Genomic DNA, 17,489 nt, shown 5'->3' on the forward strand with positions numbered 1-17,489 from the left:
AATATTGACGCGTGTCGAATAAGAATCTCCTGCTGTCACCGGGCCGCGGTCTGAGTGGTGACGAGACCGGGGCTGTCACCCCATTGTTGAAGGCGCTTGCGGATCCGGTTCGGCTGCGGTTGCTGTCCGAGGTCGCCGCGCATCCGGGCGGCGAGGCGTGCGTGTGCGACATCTCTGGACCGTTCGAACTGTCACAGCCGACGATCTCGCATCACCTGAAGGTGCTGCGCCAGGCAGGTCTGGTGACCAGCGAGCGCCGCGCGACCTGGGTGTACTACCGGGTGAACACCGAAGCGCTGCAGCAACTGTCGGACCTGCTGCGGGATCTCGCCGCGGTCGTGGGGGAAACGCGCTCGTGTGAGGCGGACCAGTGACCGCCACCGACACCGCAGTCGCGGGCAAGTTGTCGACGCTGGACCGGTTTCTGCCGGTGTGGATCGGCGCAGCGATGGTCGCCGGACTGCTGCTCGGTCGAGTCGTCCCCGGCCTGGGTGACACTTTGGCGGCGGTCGAGCTCGACGGCATCTCGCTGCCGATCGCCCTCGGATTGCTGATCATGATGTATCCGGTGCTGGCCAAGGTGCGCTACGACCGACTCGACTCGGTCACCGGTGATCGTCGCCTGTTACTCGGGTCGTTGGCGTTGAACTGGATAATCGGACCGGCGTTGATGTTCGCGCTGGCCTGGCTCCTGCTCCCGGATCTGCCGGAGTATCGGACCGGACTGATCATCGTGGGTCTGGCCCGATGCATCGCGATGGTCATCATCTGGAACGACCTGGCGTGCGGTGACCGCGAGGCCGCTGCTGTTCTCGTCGCCCTGAACTCGGTGTTCCAAGTGGTCATGTTCGCCGTGTTGGGTTGGTTCTACCTCTCGGTGTTGCCCGGCTGGCTGGGCCTGGAGCAGACCACCATCGACACCTCGCCGTGGCAGATCGCGAAGTCGGTGCTGATCTTCCTGGGTATACCTCTGGTCGCCGGCTTCCTCACCCGCCGCATCGGCGAGCGAACCAAAGGCCGCGACTGGTACGAGTCCTCGTTCCTGCCGCGTCTTGGGCCGTGGGCCCTTTACGGGTTGCTGTTCACCATCGTCATACTGTTCGCGTTGCAGGGGGAGCAGATCACGTCGCAGCCGTGGGACGTCGTGCGGATCGCTCTGCCGCTGCTGATCTACTTCGCGGTGATGTGGGGCGGCGGATTCGTCCTCGGCGCCGCGATGGGGCTGGGGTACGCACGGACCACCACGCTGGCGTTCACCGCCGCCGGCAACAACTTCGAGCTCGCCATCGCCGTCGCGATCGCGACCTATGGTGCGACCTCCGGTCAGGCTCTTGCCGGAGTCATCGGCCCACTCATCGAGGTCCCCGTCCTCGTCGCGCTGGTCTATGTGTCTCTGGCGTTGCGGAAACGCTTCACCAGTCCGACGACCGCCTCCAGCCCAGATGTATCGAAGGAGCCTGTTCGCGATGTCTGAGAATGTGTTGGACGAACAGCTGAGTCGCGGCGAACACCGCGCGCAGCCCGAGCTGCTGATGCCGCATACCGTGCTCGCCCGTACCGCAGCTGACTTGGCCGCCAAGTACGAGGGGGTGGTGTCTCGGCAGACGGTGGAACGCTGTGTTTTCGAGTCCTACACCGCGTTACGGCGCACCTCCCGGGTACATGCGCATCTGACGACCTTGGCGGGCCGGTTCGCGGCTGATCGATTACGCGCCCTGGCCCAGGCCGATGGATCGGCGCCCAAGGATGTGCCCGAAGTTCTGTTCGTCTGCGTGCAGAACGCCGGCCGCTCGCAGATGGCCGCCGGATTGTTGACCCACCACGCCACAGGTCGGGTACACGTGCGCTCCGCCGGGTCAGCCCCCGCGCACTCGATCAACCCGACCGTCGTCGAAGCAATGACCGAGATCGGCGTCGACTTGGGCACGCAGTACCCCAAACCGCTCACCGACGATGTAGTCGCCGCCGCCGACGTGGTCGTAGCCATGGGCTGCGGCGACGCGTGCCCGATCTATCCCGGCAAGCGGTATCTCGATTGGACGGTCTCCGATCCCGAAGGCCGTCCACTTGGCGAGGTTCGCGCGATCCGCGATGACCTTGACGCCCGGGTTCGTGAGCTCCTTGCCGAGCTCACGGCCAACCATGTGTGACTTTCCGAGCATTCCTCCACAGCTGAAAGGGACTGTCTCATGCCTTCCTCTCGACCTAGCGTGCTGTTCGTGTGCGTCCACAATGCCGGCCGATCGCAGATGGCCGCCGGTTTCCTGACCGCTCTCGGCCGGGACAGCGTCGAGGTCCGCTCCGCCGGATCCGCACCTGCCGACTCGATCAACCCCGCCGCTGTCGAGGCGATGGCTGAAGTCGGTATCGACATCTCGGCACAGTCACCGAAGATCCTCACCCCCGACACCGTCGAATCCTCCGACGTCGTGATCACCATGGGCTGTGGCGATGCGTGCCCGGTGTTCCCCGGCGTCAGCTACCGCGATTGGGCCCTCGACGACCCGGCCGGTCAAGGCATTGATGCGGTCCGCCCGATCCGCGATCAGATCCGCGCACTGGTCGCGGACCTCCTCGACGAACTGGTCCCCGCTAACCAGCAGGTCGGCCGATGAGCACACCACAGCAGGTGTTGTTCGTGTGCGTGAGCAACCGCGGCAAATCCGTGATGGCCGAATATCTCACGCCCACGGTCACCGACCGGATCGCAGCGTCCTCCGCCGGCACCAACGCCAAGATCGGCGGTCAGGTCAACGAACTGTCCGCCCAGGTGCTCGCCGAAGTCGGCGCTGATGTCGCCGGACACGAGCCGCGGCAACTGACCGACGAACTGATGCGCGCCGCTGATCTTGTCGTGGTGGTCGGCACCGCCGGGGTCACCCCACCCGACGGCGTCGCCCTCGAGGTGTGGAAGACCGACGAACCCTCGACGCGAGGCATCGACGGCGTCGAGCGGATGCGCCTGATCCGCGACGACATCACCGCCCGGATTCGCGTTCTCGCCGACCGCATCACGGGGTAGGCGAGAACGCGAACCGAGGCTGTCAGCAGCAGGCTGTGCGCGCCTCGGCCTGGTCGGCGGCGCTGCCACCGCAGCACACCGAACCCTGCTCGGCATCCTCGGTGGCGTTCTGTTCCAGCAGTTTCGGGCTGGTCCCGAACGTCTCGGAGTCCGCGAGCACGGTGTAGACCTCCCACTTCTCCTTCGCCGGTCCGGTCACCCACACCTTGTCCTGCGTCGCGAAACAGCAGGTGGAGTTGATCTCCTCCTGGGTGAACAGGCCCTCCCCGGACAACCGGGCGATCTCGGCGTGCACCTTCTCGCTCGACTCGACCTCGACGCCGAGATGGTTGATCGTGCCGCCCTGGCCGGGATTCTCCAGCAGCACCAGCTTCAGGGGCGGCTCGACGATCGCGAAGTTGGCGTATCCCGGCTTGCGTTTGGCCGGGGTGGTGTTGAACAGCTTGGAGTAGAACTCGATCGCGGTATCGAGATCATCGACATTGAGCGCGAGCTGCATACGGGACATGACCATCACCTTCACCTGTGAGACATATATCGAACTACTGACACCTGCAGGGTGCCACCTTTTCGACATATGTCAAGTACCGGGGTATGGTCGGGTCATGCCCAAGCCCTTGCCGATGGTCGACATCAGTGCCCCTATTTGCTGCGCGCCGGTGTCGGCGGCCCCGCTCGACGACGACACCGCGCTGGAGATCGCGTTGCGGCTCAAGGCGCTTGCCGATCCGGTCAGGATCAAGCTCATCTCGATCCTGCTCGCCGATACCGGTGACGGAATCTGCACCTGCGACCTCGCGACCGCGGTCGGCCTCACCGAAGCAACCACAAGCCACCACCTAGGGCAGCTCCGCAAAGCCGGCATGGTCACCCCCGACCGACGAGGGATGAACGTCTACTACCGAGCGCAACCGGACTCGCTGGAAGCACTGCGCAACGTCCTCAGCGCCACGACAGGGTGCTGCTGACCGTCACCGAGCGCGCGATCCGTCGAGCAACTGCGTCAGGCCCCCCTCGTCGGCACCGCGACACGCGAGGCTCACGCAGAGTGACGCCTCGCGGGCATTTCATGAAGAAGTGTCACCACCAAGACCCCCAACACTGTCACCGATGTCTTGATGCAGAACTGTCACCGATGTCCTGGGAGATAACCGGACCGCACGTCGGCGGATGGCATCGAGCTCACGGAAAGCGCCCCGGTAGTCCGTGGCCAGACCGGGACGCGAGCCCTTCGGCACGGGTCGTCCGTCGGAGACGGCTGGCACGTCTGGTAGGTCTTGACCCAGACTCACCGATCGAAGGAGATTCCCATGGACGTCGCAGGCAGGGTTGCCATCGTCACCGGCGGCGGGGGCGGGATCGGTGGTGCGCTCGCGCACGCACTGGTCGAGGCGGACGCGAAGGTCGTGGTCACCGACCTCGATGCGGCATCGGCGGAAAGCGTCGCCGGCGCACTCGGGGAGGCCGCGGTCGCGATCGCCGGCGATGCCTCCAGCGACGACCACATCGACGCCGCGGTCCGCCTCGCCGAGTCGACCTACGGGCCCGTCGACCTGTACTTCGCGAACGCCGGTATCGGACGTGGTGGCGGCCTGGACACCGACGAGGCGATGTGGGATCTGGCGCTCGACGTCAACCTGCGCAGCCACATCCGGGCGGCGCGTCGTCTGGTGCCGGAGTGGGTCGAGCGGGGCGGCGGGTACTTCGTCAGCACGGCGTCGGCCGCGGGCCTGCTGACCCAGATCGGCAACGCGCCGTACTCGGTCACCAAGCATGCCGCGGTCGGTTTCGCCGAGTGGCTCAACATCACCCACGGCGACGACGGTGTCCGCGTCAGCTGTTTGTGCCCGATGGGCGTCGACACCAAGCTGCTGCGGCCCGACGACGATTCGGCGACCGCGGATCAGAAGCTGATGCAGAGGGCCGTCGAGACCGCCGGTGAGGTCCTGACCCCGGGTGCGGTGGCCGCGATCGTGCTGGAAGCCGTTGCTGACGAACGGTTCCTGATCCTGCCGCACGCCGAGGTGCTGGACATGTACCGCCAGAAGGGTGCCGACTACGACCGTTGGCTGCGCGGAATGCGGCGCTACCAGCGATCCCTGGCCTGAGCAGCTACTCGAAGTAGCGGCGCGGGACGTCGACGAGCATCGTCGTGATGTCGTCGTCACTGACGCCGCGCTCGCGGAGCGCGGGCAGGACGTCGTCGCTGATGTGGCGATAGTTCCACTTGGGCAGCGCCTGCTTCTTCGCCTCGTGGTCGAACCAGTCGATGAAGCACGACGCGTCGTGGGCGAGTGCCATGCGGTCGGCGTAGCCGCGTTTGCACAGTTCGGCGACCGTGTTCACCCGGTCCTCGAACGGCAGCAGCAGGTCGAGACCGAATCGGTCCATGCCCAGGATCGAGCCGGCGTCGGCGATCTTCATCAGGTAGTCGAGGTCGACGCTGTCGCCGGAATGGCCGATGACCACCTTGGTGAGATCGGCACCCTCTTCGGCCAGCACCTTCTGCGCCACCAGACCCGACTGGGTGTGCGGGTTGGTGTGCACGGTGATGGGCGCACCGGTCTGCGCGCTGGTCTGGCCGACGGCTCGCATCACGCGCTCGACGCCGGGCGTCAGCCCCTGTTCCTCTATGGCGCACTTGAGGAATGCGGCGCGGACCCCCGTGTCGGCGATGCCTTCGGTGAGGTCCTTGGTGAACAGATCGACCAGCGGTTCGGGAACATCGAACAGCAACCCGGGGCCGGCGTAGTGGAACTGGAACGGGATGTCGTTGTACGTGTAGAGCCCCGTCGCGACGACGATGTTGAGGTCGATCTGCTCGGCGATCCGTTGGATGCGCGGGATGTACCGGCCGAGTCCGAGGACCGTGGGATCGAGGATCGTGTCGATCCCCAGCTCCTTCAGCTCGGCCAGGTCATGGACGGCCTCGGCGACCTTCGCGTCCTCGTCCCAGTCGTCCTGGTAGTTCTGCCGGAACTCCTCGCCGACGATGAAGACATGCTCGTGCACAAGCACTTTGCCGAGATCGGCGGAATCGATCGGTCCTGCTGCGGTGTGGACGGTGGCCACGAGAACCTCCTCCGGGGGTCGCCTCGTTGCGGACCCGCTGCGCCGAACCCTAATCGACCCTCCTCCGGCCCGGAGGTCGTTTCGGCGGGCCCGGCCATCGCCACCGATGAGTTCCGGCGGGACCTCGGGTCTGACATCGTGACACCAACGCAGACCGCGAGCACAGGAGCATCCCGATGGGAAAGATCCACGTCCACGAGTTCGTCACCCTCGACGGTAGTTACGAGAACCCCGCCTTCACGATGCCGTACGGGTTCACCGACCGGATGGGCGAGGTCCTGGGCCGTATCACCGGCGAATGTGACGGAATCCTGCTGGGCCGCAACACCTTCGAGATGTTCGGTCCGGCCTGGTCGAAACGGACCGTCGACGACGACCCGGGCGCCCCGTTCTTCAACGACACCACCAAGTACGTAGTCTCCTCGACGCTCGACGAGGCGACGGGCTGGCAGAATTCCGAGGCCATCGGTGGCTACGACCCCGAGCGGATCCGAGAACTCAAGGAATCCCACCACCTGTACATCAGCGGCAGCGGCACGCTGGTCCGAGCCCTGCTGCGCGACAGGCTGATCGACGAGTTGCACCTACTCGTCTACCCGGTGGTCCTCGGTAGCGGCGCGCGCCTCTTCGACGGTCTCGCCGACCTGCCGCTCACCCTGGTGGGGACGGAGTCCTTCGACAACGGCGTCGTACACATGTCGTACGCATCGACCGCCTGACGGTCAGGTCAGCTCCATCGCGCTGAGGAGCAACTGCGCCACCTCCGCGTAGGCGCGGTGCTCCGCCTCGCAGAAGGCGATCTCCTCCTCGCCGAGTTCGGCCTTGCGGGCAGACGCCAAGTTGTCCATCCACTCGCGCATCTCCGCGGCGCAGATGTCGAAGAACTCGTGCACGCGTTCGGGGTCGCGGCGGCAGGCGATGAGCACAGTACTGGGCGACAGCTTGCTGCCCGGTTTCTGGTTGACGCGCAGAAGTGCCAGCAACGCTCCGGGGAGACGCTCACCACGACACCGGTGCGTGGACTTCTTGTCGCCTTCGAGTCGGGTGATCATCTCGGCGCGGGCGGTGGCGGCGAACTCGTCCCACCGCCGCAGCGCGGCGTCGAGGTTGGCGGGACTGAACACCGCCACATCGAGGCGACGCTGCGCGTAGACGAGACCGTTGCGGACGACCACCGCGATCTCCGGCCAGCGCGGCGAGAACTCGGAGATCAGCATCCCCAGCACCGATGGCGGCGGTACTGCGGAACTGAGGATCGTGACGATCTCCAGCGCACGCGCATCCCGTGTCGGCCGCAGCAACGAGGTACCCGACGACCGCACGAAGATCGCCTTGCGTGGGCTGATCACCACCGGCCGGCCGGCCGCGGCCATCGCCGCGCGGACCAGTTCGACGAGATGGTCCTTGGACTGCGGTACGACCCCACTCTCGGCGGGTGCATCGAGCGGACGGGCCAGCGAGGCGAAGCGGATGGTGTCGGCGTTGGTGGTCTCGGAATCGAGCGCGTGGGTCCCGAACTCGCGGCCGTGCCGGTCGGCCGCGGGGTCGTCGGCGGTCTCGATGTCGGCCGATCCCGACGCCAGATCGTGCCGCGCGTACGACGGGTCGCCGATGCTGACGAACGACGGGTGGATGACTCCCCACACCTCGCGCAGAGCGCGTACGGCGGCGCGGGCGAGATCACCGAAACGATCGTCGGCGACCTCGTAACAGAAGGCGCTGCGTCCCTCCAGGCGGCACCAGCCGCGGTCGACGATGTACGTTGCCTGCCGCATCCAGCGGTCCTTGTCGGTCCACGTCAGATCTCCCGCGGAGATGGTGCAGCGCAACCGGTCCTCGTCGGCGACGGCGAACGTCATACGTCTGCGCCAGCCACCGGCCGCCGCCTCGACGACCGTCAACGACTGCCCGGGCACCAGCTGCGGCACCCGGCCGGCGAGGGTGTCGGTGAAGTCCCGCCATGCCGCCTCGACGACGGCATCGAAATCGGGGGACATTCGCACTCCTCAGGGCTGGGGTCCTCGTGCTGGGCGGCCGCCGGCGAACCTGCGGAACCCGAATATTACGACGCCTTCCTGACACCCGGGTGAGATCTACAGCGGAGTCGAATGCCGGGTCGACTCGCCATAGCTCATGTGCCAGGGAAGTCGATGGTCGGCGTAGTCCGCACACGTCAGCGGGGAGTGCCGCGGGGAGCCACCGGTCAGCGACTCCCACATCACCGAGTTGACGATCCGGACGGCCGCCGACCCCGTGTAGGTAGGATGCCACGTGTCGGCGGACTCCAGCGGGCCGATGACCCGAGGCGCCGCGGTTCGCGGTTGTGCTCGCGCCTGCTCGGCCCGGGAGATGCCGCAGAGGACGCAGGCGCTCGCCGAGGTGTGGCGGCGTCGCCGTGCCCAGGCCTCGGCCCGCATCGGTATCACCGTCAGCTGTACCAGTGCGCCGCCCGCCTCGGGTCCCGCGCCGGCGTGGATCGACGGGGCGACGAACTGCCGGAGATCACCGGTCCCCGTTCGGTACGACGCCAAGGTCTGCTGCGTCGGCACCTCGATGTAGTCGTCGGTGGTGAAGTCGGGTGTTCCGGTGAACGGCTCGCCGCTGATCGCATTGATCCCGTCCACGCCGACCATCACCAGGAACGGGTGCTGATGCGGTGAGGAGAAGTCGATCCAGGTCGCCTCCGACTGCCACATCGGGATGACGGCGTCGGCGTCGCCGGTCGGTGATCCGTGCGCGAGGCGCAGAGTGGTGTCGGCGGGGAGTCCGGCCCTGACCTGGGGATCGGTGGCGCGCAGGGTCCTCGGGAAGACGACATGCAGGCGGGCGTCGGGTCCCAGTTCGGGGAAGGCGAACGTCAGCGTGCTGCGGTCGGTGGTGAGGGTCATGCGTTGCTCCGATGGAATGCCCGGCGGGGTCGCCCGCGGGAGACCCACTACCGATATAGCGCACGCACCACCCCGGCGCTCGTGTACGGGACCGTAATCCTCCGGGTGGACTACCGGAAGACCCAGAAGGCGGGAGGGTGGTGTCCGGTTCGCGGCTACTTGGCCGTCGGACGACGGTCGGTGACGTCGTCGGACAGCACGACGACCCGGAGAGCGGCGCGCAGATTGTGGGTCGTGGCCCGCCAGGCGTCGGCCTCGTGCCGGCACGCGTCGGCTTCGGTCGAGTCGGCGGATGCGACCGCGTCGGCCGCCGAACGCCGCCAGGTGAGGTACTGCTCCTCGCACGTGTGGATGAACGAGAGGATGTCGGCCTGGTTGTAGCGGCAGATCTTGGCGACCTCGTGGGCGGACAGATTTCCTCCGTCGGGATCGAGTTCCAGCAACGTCTGCAGCGCATCCGGAAGGCGTTCGTCGGTTTCGGGTCGGGCGGGTGCCGCGCTCTGCGTGATCTGCTCGATGACCTTGGGTGCGCAGTCGGCGAGGAAGCTGAACCACTCGGCGAGCGCGGAGCCCAGATTGTGGGGGTGGAAGACCGCGCATTCGAGGGTCAGGGTCGCGAAGACCTCGTCCTGCAGGAGGTGGACACGGACCGCCGAACCCATCGTCGGCTGGGCCGCCACGATGTCGGCGGCGCGCCTGCGGTCGGGGATGTCGCCGGCCAGGCGGGCGAAGAACTCGAGCCGGGGGGCGTCCGACCGGGGACTCAGCCACGACGACACCGGTTTGGTCGGCAGGGCGATGTCACCGTCGGCGTCGGTCTGGATCCGGCAACCGGTCAGGTCCTCGAGCGATCCGACGAGCAGCGCCCGGAGGTGGTCGTCGTCGAAGGGCTGAACGGCGACCTCGATCTGCGGTTCGGGGCGCGCTGCCGGGCTGTGGTCGAGGAAGGCCGGGTGCACGACCTCCCAGACCCGACGCAGCGTGGCCACCGTGGTGTGGGCGACCTCGTCGACGCGTCGGCGGCCCACCTCGTAGATGTGGGTGCCGTTGCGCAGCCGACGCCAGCCGAGGTCTGCGAGTATCTCGAGATGCTCGAGGAAGTACTCCTCGGTAGGGTGCAGATCGGTGTCGGCGATGGTGCACCGCAGGCGGTTCGACCCGGTGAGGGTGAATCGGAGTTTGCCGTGGGGCCCTTCGGGGATCAGGGGGTCCTGCTGGATCGTGAGCGTCGAGCCGGGGGTGAGGTTGGCCAGACGGTCACCTACGTGCAACTGGAATGTGCGCCAGGCGTCATCGATGTTCGAGTCCACGGTGAAGTCGGGCGTCATGTCGACTTCCTTTCTCGTGCGCTGAGATCGGGAGCGCCCAGTGCAGGGGTGTAAAGCGTGCTTCGGGTTGCTGCGGTGTCGGTTCGTCAACGGACAGCCCGGATGAGCCGACTCAGACATGAACGACCGCGAACCCGTCTTGGGGTTCAGGTTAGGTGACCGGGGCGACATTGTTGGTCGGTTGATCAGACCTGTAGCTGAACGATTGCTCGAACCGTACCCCGCTCTGGGGCACCCGGCTGACCACGCACACCGTTCTCCCGGGACCGGGAGCATCGTACCAGGTCAGAGGCGGAACCAGGTCACGCGGCCGGTGACGAATAAGGCGCCTCCGCCGGCGACTCGGGAGCCTGGGTGGGCTCCTCCGGTGGCGGTACGTACTCGCTGGTGGTCGGCTCGGTGGTGGTCGGCGTCTCGGTGGGGGTCTCCGCCGGCGGCGGTGCCTCGTACGTCTCGGTCGACGTCTCCGCGGGCGGAGCCGACCGGGGGATCTCCGGTTGCGCGACGGTCCAGGAGGCGGAGCGGACCACGACGGACCGGGACGACAGGGTCAGGGTCCAGACGCCCGTCGCGTCGGTCGCACCGAGGACGGCGGCCCGCTGCAGTGCGGTCGCACCAACCGTGCGCGGCACGCCGTCGCTGCACGTCAGCGTGATGGTGCCCGACGGCGCGCCGGCCGGGACCGAGCAGCTGACCGCCAGGCCCGCGTCGTCGAAGACGAAGCTCCCGATCAGGTCACCGGCGCCGCTGAACGAGGTCGGGACGGCCGCGGCCGCCGGGGGACTCTGGGCGGCGGGATTCTCGGACGCCGGACTCTCGGGCGCACCGGAGGCCGGGACCTCCGCCGAGCCCGGGACGCCGGACCCCGGCTCGCCCGATGGAGAGTCGGCCGGCGAGTCCGAGGCGGGTGCGCCGACCGGTAGGCCGTTGTCCTCGGCGGCACGCTCCTCGACGGCCGGGGCGGCGACCGGGTTACCGGCCTCGAGCAGGCCGTTGCGCTCGGCGTCCTCGTCGGTGCCCGCCGTGAAGGGGGTGTTCAGCGAGGCCGGCGAGGGCAGTGGTTCGGAGAGCGGCGGCAGTCCGGACAGGTCGAGCAGACCGCCCAGCGTTTGCGGCAGGACCTCGCCGGTGAGGAAGTTCAGCAGCTGCAGGACAGACCCTCCGTTGGCGTTCGCGACGGGCGTGGGGGCGCCCGGAACGATCGTCGTCGTCCGGTTGACCGCGGTGACGTTCTGGTTGTTGTAGGCGATGCGGGTGACCTCGCGGCTCTGATAGCCGGGCCACGGCTGACCCTCGAGCCGGTACCCGCCGAGGGGTGCGGAGGCCGGCGGCGCGAGTGGATTGCCGCACGAGCACATCGCGCGCGGGACTCCGGCGGCGTCGACATAGACCGACGTGCCACGCTGCAGCACCGACTGGAACGGTTCGGCCCGACCCGTCGTGTAGGTGTGGTTCGTGACCCAGGTGTCGGCCGTGAGGACCACCGGGGTGAGGGTGTTGAGGTAGTGCGGGATGGAGGCCGTGCTGATCCCGAAGACGCTCGCCCAGGCGGCGGCCTTCGCCGGATCGGCCATCAGGCGGTTGCTGAGTGCCGCGGTGTCGCAGGCCATGGTGTCGCCGGTCGCGTACAGGCCTGCCTCGGTGCCGTTGACCGCGCGGCCACCCATGTCCGGTGCCCCGGCCCTCGCTGTCAGGGCGACGTTCGCGGGCAGGTTCCCCGCTCCGGCGACGAGGACGGGATCGGTGAACGGGTCGATGCCGGGATCGTTGACCGCGGCCAGGGTGAGGCCGGGTACGTAGATGTCCCCCTTGCGGGCCTTCACGACGAAGACGATCCCCGCCGCGAGCACCAGGGCCAGGACGACGACGATCGCGCCGAGAACGAGGGTGAGGGCCTGCCGGTTCCGGGGCCGAGGAGGTAGCGCACCGAAGGGCGTCGAGGGGTGGGTCGGGGGACCGGGCGGGTAGGTCATCGGGCGAACTCCTCTTGCCGACGCGCCGGCGACACTGGCGCGGTCGTGGCGGGCGGAGGCGCTCGCCGAGTTCGAGTATCAGCGCCCCGTCACACGCCGGGCAAGGCCTGACCAGCAGAGATCGGACATCTGCCGCCAAATCTCGACCGTTTGGACCACACGGCGTAACGCGGCCGCCGACGGTCCCGACAAACCGGTTCGGGCCGGGGAGCCGTCCTCAGATCCGCCCGAACACCATCGAGTCGTCGATCTTGCTGATGCGGTGATCGAGCGCGTCCCGATAGTAGTTGTGGCGCACCTTCCAGTGCCCGTGGGTGCCCGACTTCGGCAGCGCATCGGGTGACCGTTCGACGTAGCCGGCCTTGAGATCCCACAGCGGTTGCGCCGTCATCGGTTCGGACCCGAGGTGCGGGTAGGCGTGGGTGTAGCCGTTCTCGCGCATGTACTTCACCAGGGCCGCGACGGACCGCGCGGTCATGTCGGCACGCAGCGTCCACGACGCATTCGTGTAACCCACCGACCACGCGAGGTTGGGCACGTCCTCGAGCAGGTGGCTCTTGAAGACGAAGCGGTCGTGCGGCTTCACCTCGTCGCCGTCGACGCGCAGACGGGTCCCGCCGAATCCGAGCAGCTGGAGGCCGGTCGCGGTGACGATGATGTCGGCGTCGAGATGCCGGCCCGATGTCAGACGCACACCGGTCTCGTCGAAGCGGTCGATGTGGTCGGTGACCATCTCGATCGATCCCTCGGTGATGCCGTTGAACAGGTCGGCGTCTGGAACCAGGCACATGCGCTGATCCCACGGGTTGTACGACGGGTTGAAGTGCACGTCGACCGGATAGTCGTCGGGCAGGTTCGCGGCGACGTTGGCGCGGATCAGCTTTCGCCCGAGCTTCGGGAAGCGGTGGGTGAGGTGCACGATCGCCGCGGTCTGCGTCGCATAGCGGAGGCGGATCGCACGGTGGGCGGCGGCCGGCGGCAGCAACTTCTTGAGGGCCGGTGCCAGGTAGGCCTTCTGCTTCGACGAGAAGATGTACGACGGTGAGCGCTGCAGCATCGTCACGTGTGCGGCGTCGGCGGCGAGGTTGGGGATGAGGCTCACCGCCGTTGCACCGCTGCCGATGACGACGACGCGCTTGCCGCGATAGTCGAGGTCCTCCGGCCAGTGCTGGGGGTGGATGATCTGCCCGGTGAAGTCCTCGGCTCCGGCGAACCGGGGCGTGTAGGGCTGGTCGTAGTCGTAGTAGCCGGTCGCGAAGAGCAGGAACCGGCAGCGGTAGGTCTCGGTGCGTTCGTCCGCACCCTCGCCGACTTCCACGCCGAGTGTCCAGGTGTCGGTCGAGGAATCCCAGTCCGCGGTCAGCACGTGCCGCTCGAAGCGGATCTGGTCGGCGATGCCGTACTTGTGCGCGGTGTGCTCGATGTACTTCCGGATGTCGGCGCCCTCGGCCAGCGCACCCGGCTTGCGCCACGGCTCGAAAGGATAACTCAGCGAATAGATGTCGCTGTCCGAGCGGACACCCGGATACCGGAACAGGTCCCAGGTGCCGCCCACGCGGGCGCGTCGTTCGAGGATCAGATAGTCGGCGTCCGGGTTCTGCTCGCGCAGGCGATAAGCGCAATCGATGCCGGACAGGCCGGCTCCGATGATGATGACATCCAGCAGTCGGGACTCGGTTTCCGATGACGAGCTGGGCTCGGGATCGTTTGCTGATCGGATGGCATCGGTGGCGTCGATCTCGGTCACAGGGACCTCCTCGGTGGGGTGCCTCGGCTGCTGCAATCATGCAACACTTGTCGTCGGATGTGAACGGAATCACACCGTCAGTCACGACGATAGGCCCCGGGCCGACACCTCACGCCAGGGGATGCCACGCCAAGTAGAAGGCCACTTACTGCCGGTCCGCGAACCGCGGTGCGGGATGATCGCCACCGTCGACGGCGGCCCGGCTGATTTTGCTTGTCTCACACACATCCGCCGCGCCCGACTTGCATCTCTACCCTCCCGCAAGGGTAGGGTTCTGCATGTTGCGCCGCTCCATGCGGTATCGATCGCCGCCCATGATCGGGAGAGCCTGCGCGACAGAGTCTTTGATTCACGGCGCAGCGCGGCGCCGGAGTTCCAACATCCGTGTTCGCGGTTCCGTGCCCTGGCGCGCGCCCGACGTCCCCTGAAAGCGATATGTCGATGGCAACTGAAGTTCTCTCTCCTGCTCAACAACAGTCGGTGTGGTCGACATTGCGTTCGCCCGGGCGCTTGCGTACCGAGATCCTGGCCGGGCTCGTGGTCGCGCTCGCGTTGATCCCCGAGGCGATCTCGTTTTCGATCATCGCCGGGGTGGATCCGCGAGTCGGCTTGTTCGCGTCGTTCACGATGGCGGTGACGATCGCGATCGTGGGGGGTCGGCCGGCGATGATCTCTGCTGCGACCGGCGCTGTTGCGCTCGTTGTTGCGCCACTGGTCAAAAGCCACGGACTGGACTATCTCATCGCCGCGGTGATTCTCGCCGGCGTCTTTCAATTGGTCCTCGGCGGTCTCGGTGTCGCCAAATTGATGCGGTTCATACCCCGCAGCGTCATGGTCGGGTTCGTCAACGCACTGGCCATCCTCATCTTCACCGCACAGCTCCCGCACCTGCTGGGCGTGCCGTGGTTGGTCTATCCTCTGGTCGCCACCGGTATCGCCATCATCGTGTTCCTGCCGAAGCTCACCACGGTGATCCCCGCCCCGCTCGTGGCCATCGTGCTGCTCACTGCCGCCACTCTGGCCGTTGGATTCTCGGTGCCCGACGTCGGCGATGAAGGAGAACTGCCCGACAGCCTGCCCACCCTGTTCTTCCCCGACGTCCCGCTGACCTGGGACACCCTGACGGTCATCGCCCCCTATGCGTTCACCATGGCACTGGTCGGACTGCTCGAATCGTTGATGACCGCGAAGTTGGTCGACGATCTCACCGACACCCACTCCAACAAGACCCGCGAAGCCGCCGGTCAGGGAATCGCGAACGTCGTCAGTGGCTTCTTCGGCGGGATGGGTGGCTGCGCGATGATCGGGCAAACCATGATCAACGTCAAAGACTCCGGTGCGCGCACGCGGATCTCGACATTCCTCGCGGGGGTGTTCCTGCTCATCCTGGTCGTCGGCCTCGGTGACATTGTCGCCCTCATCCCCATGGCCGCCCTCGTCGCCGTCATGATCATGGTGTCAGTCGGCACCATGGATTGGCACAGCCTCAACCCGAATACGTTGCGGCGCATGCCAAAAAGCGAGACTGCGGTCATGCTTGTCACCGTCGTCGTCACCGTAGCCACCCACAACCTCGCCTATGGCGTCATCGTCGGTGTCCTCACTGCCATGGTGCTCTTCGCTCGGCGGGTCGCCCACTTCACCGAAGTCGTCGACGTCGCCGACCCCGACCCCGACACACGGGTGTACGCCGTGCAGGGTGAACTGTTCTTCGCGTCGAGCAACGATCTGATCTATCAGTTCGACTACTTCGGCGATCCGAAGAACGTGATCATCGACATGAGCGGCTCACACATCTGGGACGCCTCCACGGTCGCTACCCTTGACGCCATCACGACCAAGTACCAGGCAAAGGGCAAGGCCGTCACCATCATCGGACTCAATGACAGCAGTGCCGAGCGTCATCAACGGCTCAGCGGACACCTCTCCGGCACCCACTGACCACGAAAGGGCCACCAGTGACCGCCAACGAGACCGAGCACTTCCAGATCGGCGAAGTCGCCGCTGCCACCGAACTATCGGTCAAGACCATCCGCCACTACGACGATGTCGGCCTGGTCGCCCCCTCGGCACGCTCCGCCGGGGGCTTCCGCCTCTACACCCGCGCCGACATCGACCGGCTCCTGGTCATCCGCCGGATGAAGCCCCTCGGCTTCACGCTCGACGACATGCGCGCCCTACTGGCGGCTCAAGACACACTCGCGCTCCCGGACGCCCACGACCACGAGCGTCATGCGGCACTGATCATCATCACCGAGTTCCGCAGCCGCACCGAGGACGCCTGCGGCAAGCTCGAGCGCCAACTCGAGTACGCCCGCGAACTGACCGCACAACTCGCTGACCAGATCAGCGCCAACCAGCGGATCTGACTCGCGATCCATCGATCTGGACGCTCGGCGGAAACAGCATCGCGATCCGCGACAACCCGAGAATGGTCGCCGGCACCGGCGCCGCGCTCAGAGCGCCGACGGCCGCCTGAAGGATCGTCACCCGGGCCGATTCAGCAGCATCCCGTGGTGGCGCTGAGGACATTGCGCAGTGCTTCCAGCGAGTCCGGTTGCGCTCGGTAGTAGACGTTCATCCCTCGTCGGTCGGGGGTGACCATCCCGGCCTTGCGCAGCTGCCCCAGATGGTGGCTTGTGGTTGCTTCGGTGAGGCCGACCGCGGTCGCGAGGTCACAGGTTCAGATCCCGTCACCGGTATCGGCGAGCAGGATCGAGACGAGCTTGATCCTGACCGGATCGGCAAGCGCCTTGAGCCGCAACGCGATCTCCAGCGCGGTGTCGTCATCGAGCGGGGCCGCCGACACCGGTGCGCAGCAAATAGGGGCACTGATGTCGACCATCGGCAAGGTCTTGGGCATGACCCGACCATACCCCGGGACTTGACATATGTCGAAAAGGTGGCACCCTGCAGGTGTCAGTAGTTCGATATATGTCTCACAGGTGAAGGTGATGGTCATGTCCCGTATGCAGCTCGCGCTCAATGTCGATGATCTCGATACCGCGATCGAGTTCTACTCCAAGCTGTTCAACACCACCCCGGCCAAACGCAAGCCGGGATACGCCAACTTCGCGATCGTCGAGCCGCCCCTGAAGCTGGTGCTGCTGGAGAATCCCGGCCAGGGCGGCACGATCAACCATCTCGGCGTCGAGGTCGAGTCGAGCGAGAAGGTGCACGCCGAGATCGCCCGGTTGTCCGGGGAGGGCCTGTTCACCCAGGAGGAGATCAACTCCACCTGCTGTTTCGCGACGCAGGACAAGGTGTGGGTGACCGGACCGGCGAAGGAGAAGTGGGAGGTCTACACCGTGCTCGCGGACTCCGAGACGTTCGGGACCAGCCCGAAACTGCTGGAACAAAACGCCACCGAGGATGCCGAGCAGGGTTCGGTGTGCTGCGGTGGCAGCGCCGCCGACCAGGCCGAGGCGCGCACAGCCTGCTGCTGACAGCCTCGGTTCG

General features: G+C 66.7%; 18 protein-coding genes and 1 pseudogene. 11 read left to right on the forward strand and 8 right to left on the reverse strand.

Features of this window, described 5'->3' with window-relative positions:
* Positions 1-11 precede the first annotated feature (11 nt).
* From PWF70_RS00595 to PWF70_RS00615, 5 genes are read left to right on the forward strand one after another with little or no spacing between them, the layout of a single operon-like run.
* A complete protein-coding gene (locus PWF70_RS00595) occupies positions 12-374 on the forward strand; it encodes an ArsR/SmtB family transcription factor (protein ID WP_006360795.1) in 363 nt (120 codons plus the stop codon).
* Complete coding sequence (gene arsB, locus PWF70_RS00600) at positions 371-1,474, forward strand: ACR3 family arsenite efflux transporter (protein WP_035756167.1); 1,104 nt, start codon at positions 371-373, stop codon at positions 1,472-1,474. Before PWF70_RS00595 ends, arsB begins: the two co-directional genes overlap by 4 nt.
* A complete protein-coding gene (locus PWF70_RS00605; protein WP_035756168.1) occupies positions 1,467-2,150 on the forward strand; it encodes an arsenate reductase ArsC in 684 nt (227 codons plus the stop codon). The genes arsB and PWF70_RS00605 overlap by 8 nt, the downstream gene beginning before the upstream one ends.
* Positions 2,151-2,189: 39 nt before the next feature.
* The gene (locus tag PWF70_RS00610; RefSeq protein WP_155224894.1) at positions 2,190-2,615 is read left to right on the forward strand and encodes an arsenate reductase ArsC; all 426 of its coding nucleotides are present in this window, start codon (positions 2,190-2,192) and stop codon (positions 2,613-2,615) included.
* Positions 2,612-3,022: an arsenate-mycothiol transferase ArsC gene (locus PWF70_RS00615; protein WP_035755959.1), complete on the forward strand. Its 411-nt coding sequence runs from the start codon at positions 2,612-2,614 to the stop codon at positions 3,020-3,022. The genes PWF70_RS00610 and PWF70_RS00615 overlap by 4 nt, the downstream gene beginning before the upstream one ends.
* A 22-nt stretch (positions 3,023-3,044) precedes the next feature.
* On the opposite strand, the gene PWF70_RS00620 is transcribed toward PWF70_RS00615, so the two are convergent.
* The gene (locus PWF70_RS00620) at positions 3,045-3,530 is read right to left on the reverse strand and encodes an ArsI/CadI family heavy metal resistance metalloenzyme (RefSeq protein ID WP_185982029.1); all 486 of its coding nucleotides are present in this window, start codon (positions 3,528-3,530) and stop codon (positions 3,045-3,047) included.
* A 97-nt stretch (positions 3,531-3,627) separates the two neighbouring features.
* On the opposite strand from PWF70_RS00620, the gene PWF70_RS00625 reads away from it, so the two are divergent.
* Both PWF70_RS00625 and PWF70_RS00630 read left to right on the forward strand, forming a co-directional pair.
* Complete coding sequence (locus PWF70_RS00625; protein ID WP_280089131.1) at positions 3,628-3,990, forward strand: Rv2640c family ArsR-like transcriptional regulator; 363 nt, start codon at positions 3,628-3,630, stop codon at positions 3,988-3,990.
* Positions 3,991-4,332: 342 nt separating this feature from the next.
* A complete protein-coding gene (locus PWF70_RS00630) occupies positions 4,333-5,130 on the forward strand; it encodes an SDR family oxidoreductase (protein WP_006357763.1) in 798 nt (265 codons plus the stop codon).
* Positions 5,131-5,134: 4 nt separating this feature from the next.
* Here PWF70_RS00630 and PWF70_RS00635 read toward each other — a convergent pair whose 3' ends face one another.
* Positions 5,135-6,094 carry a phosphotriesterase family protein gene (locus PWF70_RS00635; protein WP_042378773.1) on the reverse strand — a complete coding sequence of 320 codons (960 nt, stop codon included), beginning with the start codon at positions 6,092-6,094 and terminating at the stop codon, positions 5,135-5,137.
* 176 nt (positions 6,095-6,270) lie between these two features.
* On the opposite strand from PWF70_RS00635, the gene PWF70_RS00640 reads away from it, so the two are divergent.
* Positions 6,271-6,813, forward strand: coding sequence for a dihydrofolate reductase family protein (locus PWF70_RS00640; protein WP_035755947.1), 543 nt, complete (start codon positions 6,271-6,273; stop codon positions 6,811-6,813).
* A gap of 3 nt (positions 6,814-6,816) precedes the next feature.
* Here the strand turns inward: PWF70_RS00640 and PWF70_RS00645 are convergent, their stop codons facing one another.
* The 5 genes from PWF70_RS00645 to PWF70_RS00665 all read right to left on the reverse strand — a co-directional run bounded on the left by PWF70_RS00645 (position 6,817) and on the right by PWF70_RS00665 (position 14,030).
* Positions 6,817-8,091 carry a TY-Chap domain-containing protein gene (locus tag PWF70_RS00645; RefSeq protein WP_042378775.1) on the reverse strand — a complete coding sequence of 425 codons (1,275 nt, stop codon included), beginning with the start codon at positions 8,089-8,091 and terminating at the stop codon, positions 6,817-6,819.
* Positions 8,092-8,187: 96 nt separating this feature from the next.
* On the reverse strand, positions 8,188-8,982 hold the full coding sequence (locus PWF70_RS00650) for a hypothetical protein (protein ID WP_042378777.1): 795 nt from the start codon (positions 8,980-8,982) through the stop codon (positions 8,188-8,190).
* A gap of 155 nt (positions 8,983-9,137) precedes the next feature.
* On the reverse strand, positions 9,138-10,310 hold the full coding sequence (locus PWF70_RS00655; RefSeq protein WP_042378778.1) for a TY-Chap domain-containing protein: 1,173 nt from the start codon (positions 10,308-10,310) through the stop codon (positions 9,138-9,140).
* 302 nt (positions 10,311-10,612) lie between these two features.
* On the reverse strand, positions 10,613-12,283 hold the full coding sequence (locus PWF70_RS00660; protein ID WP_155224897.1) for a DUF6777 domain-containing protein: 1,671 nt from the start codon (positions 12,281-12,283) through the stop codon (positions 10,613-10,615).
* 217 nt (positions 12,284-12,500) lie between these two features.
* Positions 12,501-14,030 (reverse strand): flavin-containing monooxygenase, encoded by a 1,530-nt coding sequence (locus tag PWF70_RS00665; RefSeq protein WP_081724883.1) that lies wholly within the window; start codon positions 14,028-14,030, stop codon positions 12,501-12,503.
* A gap of 441 nt (positions 14,031-14,471) precedes the next feature.
* On the opposite strand from PWF70_RS00665, the gene PWF70_RS00670 reads away from it, so the two are divergent.
* Together PWF70_RS00670 and PWF70_RS00675 are read left to right on the forward strand one after the other, a co-directional pair.
* Positions 14,472-15,971 carry a SulP family inorganic anion transporter gene (locus PWF70_RS00670; RefSeq protein WP_075863689.1) on the forward strand — a complete coding sequence of 500 codons (1,500 nt, stop codon included), beginning with the start codon at positions 14,472-14,474 and terminating at the stop codon, positions 15,969-15,971.
* A 17-nt stretch (positions 15,972-15,988) separates the two neighbouring features.
* Positions 15,989-16,399, forward strand: coding sequence for a MerR family transcriptional regulator (locus tag PWF70_RS00675; RefSeq protein ID WP_035755927.1), 411 nt, complete (start codon positions 15,989-15,991; stop codon positions 16,397-16,399).
* Positions 16,400-16,530: 131 nt separating this feature from the next.
* Here PWF70_RS00675 and PWF70_RS00680 read toward each other — a convergent pair.
* Positions 16,531-16,893, reverse strand: a pseudogene (locus PWF70_RS00680) (Rv2640c family ArsR-like transcriptional regulator).
* 97 nt (positions 16,894-16,990) lie between these two features.
* Here PWF70_RS00680 and PWF70_RS00685 point away from each other — a divergent pair.
* On the forward strand, positions 16,991-17,476 hold the full coding sequence (locus PWF70_RS00685) for an ArsI/CadI family heavy metal resistance metalloenzyme (RefSeq protein ID WP_185982029.1): 486 nt from the start codon (positions 16,991-16,993) through the stop codon (positions 17,474-17,476).
* Positions 17,477-17,489 lie beyond the last annotated feature (13 nt).

The organism is Gordonia sp. Swx-4, assembly GCF_030316175.1.
Taxonomy (GTDB): domain Bacteria; phylum Actinomycetota; class Actinomycetes; order Mycobacteriales; family Mycobacteriaceae; genus Gordonia; species Gordonia alkanivorans.

Bases quoted from the DNA above. Each gene is read 5' to 3' on its own strand.
- PWF70_RS00615 (WP_035755959.1), top strand. From the start codon at position 2,612: ATGAGCACACCACAGCAGGTGTTGTTCGTGTGCGTGAGCAACCGCGGC.
- PWF70_RS00670 (WP_075863689.1), top strand. From the start codon at position 14,472: ATGGCAACTGAAGTTCTCTCTCCTGCTCAACAACAGTCGGTGTGGTCG.
- PWF70_RS00655 (WP_042378778.1), bottom strand. From the start codon at position 10,310: ATGACGCCCGACTTCACCGTGGACTCGAACATCGATGACGCCTGGCGC.
- PWF70_RS00650 (WP_042378777.1), bottom strand. From the start codon at position 8,982: ATGACCCTCACCACCGACCGCAGCACGCTGACGTTCGCCTTCCCCGAA.
- PWF70_RS00620 (WP_185982029.1), bottom strand. From the start codon at position 3,530: ATGTCCCGTATGCAGCTCGCGCTCAATGTCGATGATCTCGATACCGCG.
- PWF70_RS00660 (WP_155224897.1), bottom strand. From the start codon at position 12,283: ATGACCTACCCGCCCGGTCCCCCGACCCACCCCTCGACGCCCTTCGGT.
- PWF70_RS00645 (WP_042378775.1), bottom strand. From the start codon at position 8,091: ATGTCCCCCGATTTCGATGCCGTCGTCGAGGCGGCATGGCGGGACTTC.
- PWF70_RS00605 (WP_035756168.1), top strand. From the start codon at position 1,467: ATGTCTGAGAATGTGTTGGACGAACAGCTGAGTCGCGGCGAACACCGC.
- PWF70_RS00640 (WP_035755947.1), top strand. From the start codon at position 6,271: ATGGGAAAGATCCACGTCCACGAGTTCGTCACCCTCGACGGTAGTTAC.
- PWF70_RS00630 (WP_006357763.1), top strand. From the start codon at position 4,333: ATGGACGTCGCAGGCAGGGTTGCCATCGTCACCGGCGGCGGGGGCGGG.
- PWF70_RS00685 (WP_185982029.1), top strand. From the start codon at position 16,991: ATGTCCCGTATGCAGCTCGCGCTCAATGTCGATGATCTCGATACCGCG.
- PWF70_RS00625 (WP_280089131.1), top strand. From the start codon at position 3,628: ATGCCCAAGCCCTTGCCGATGGTCGACATCAGTGCCCCTATTTGCTGC.
- PWF70_RS00610 (WP_155224894.1), top strand. From the start codon at position 2,190: ATGCCTTCCTCTCGACCTAGCGTGCTGTTCGTGTGCGTCCACAATGCC.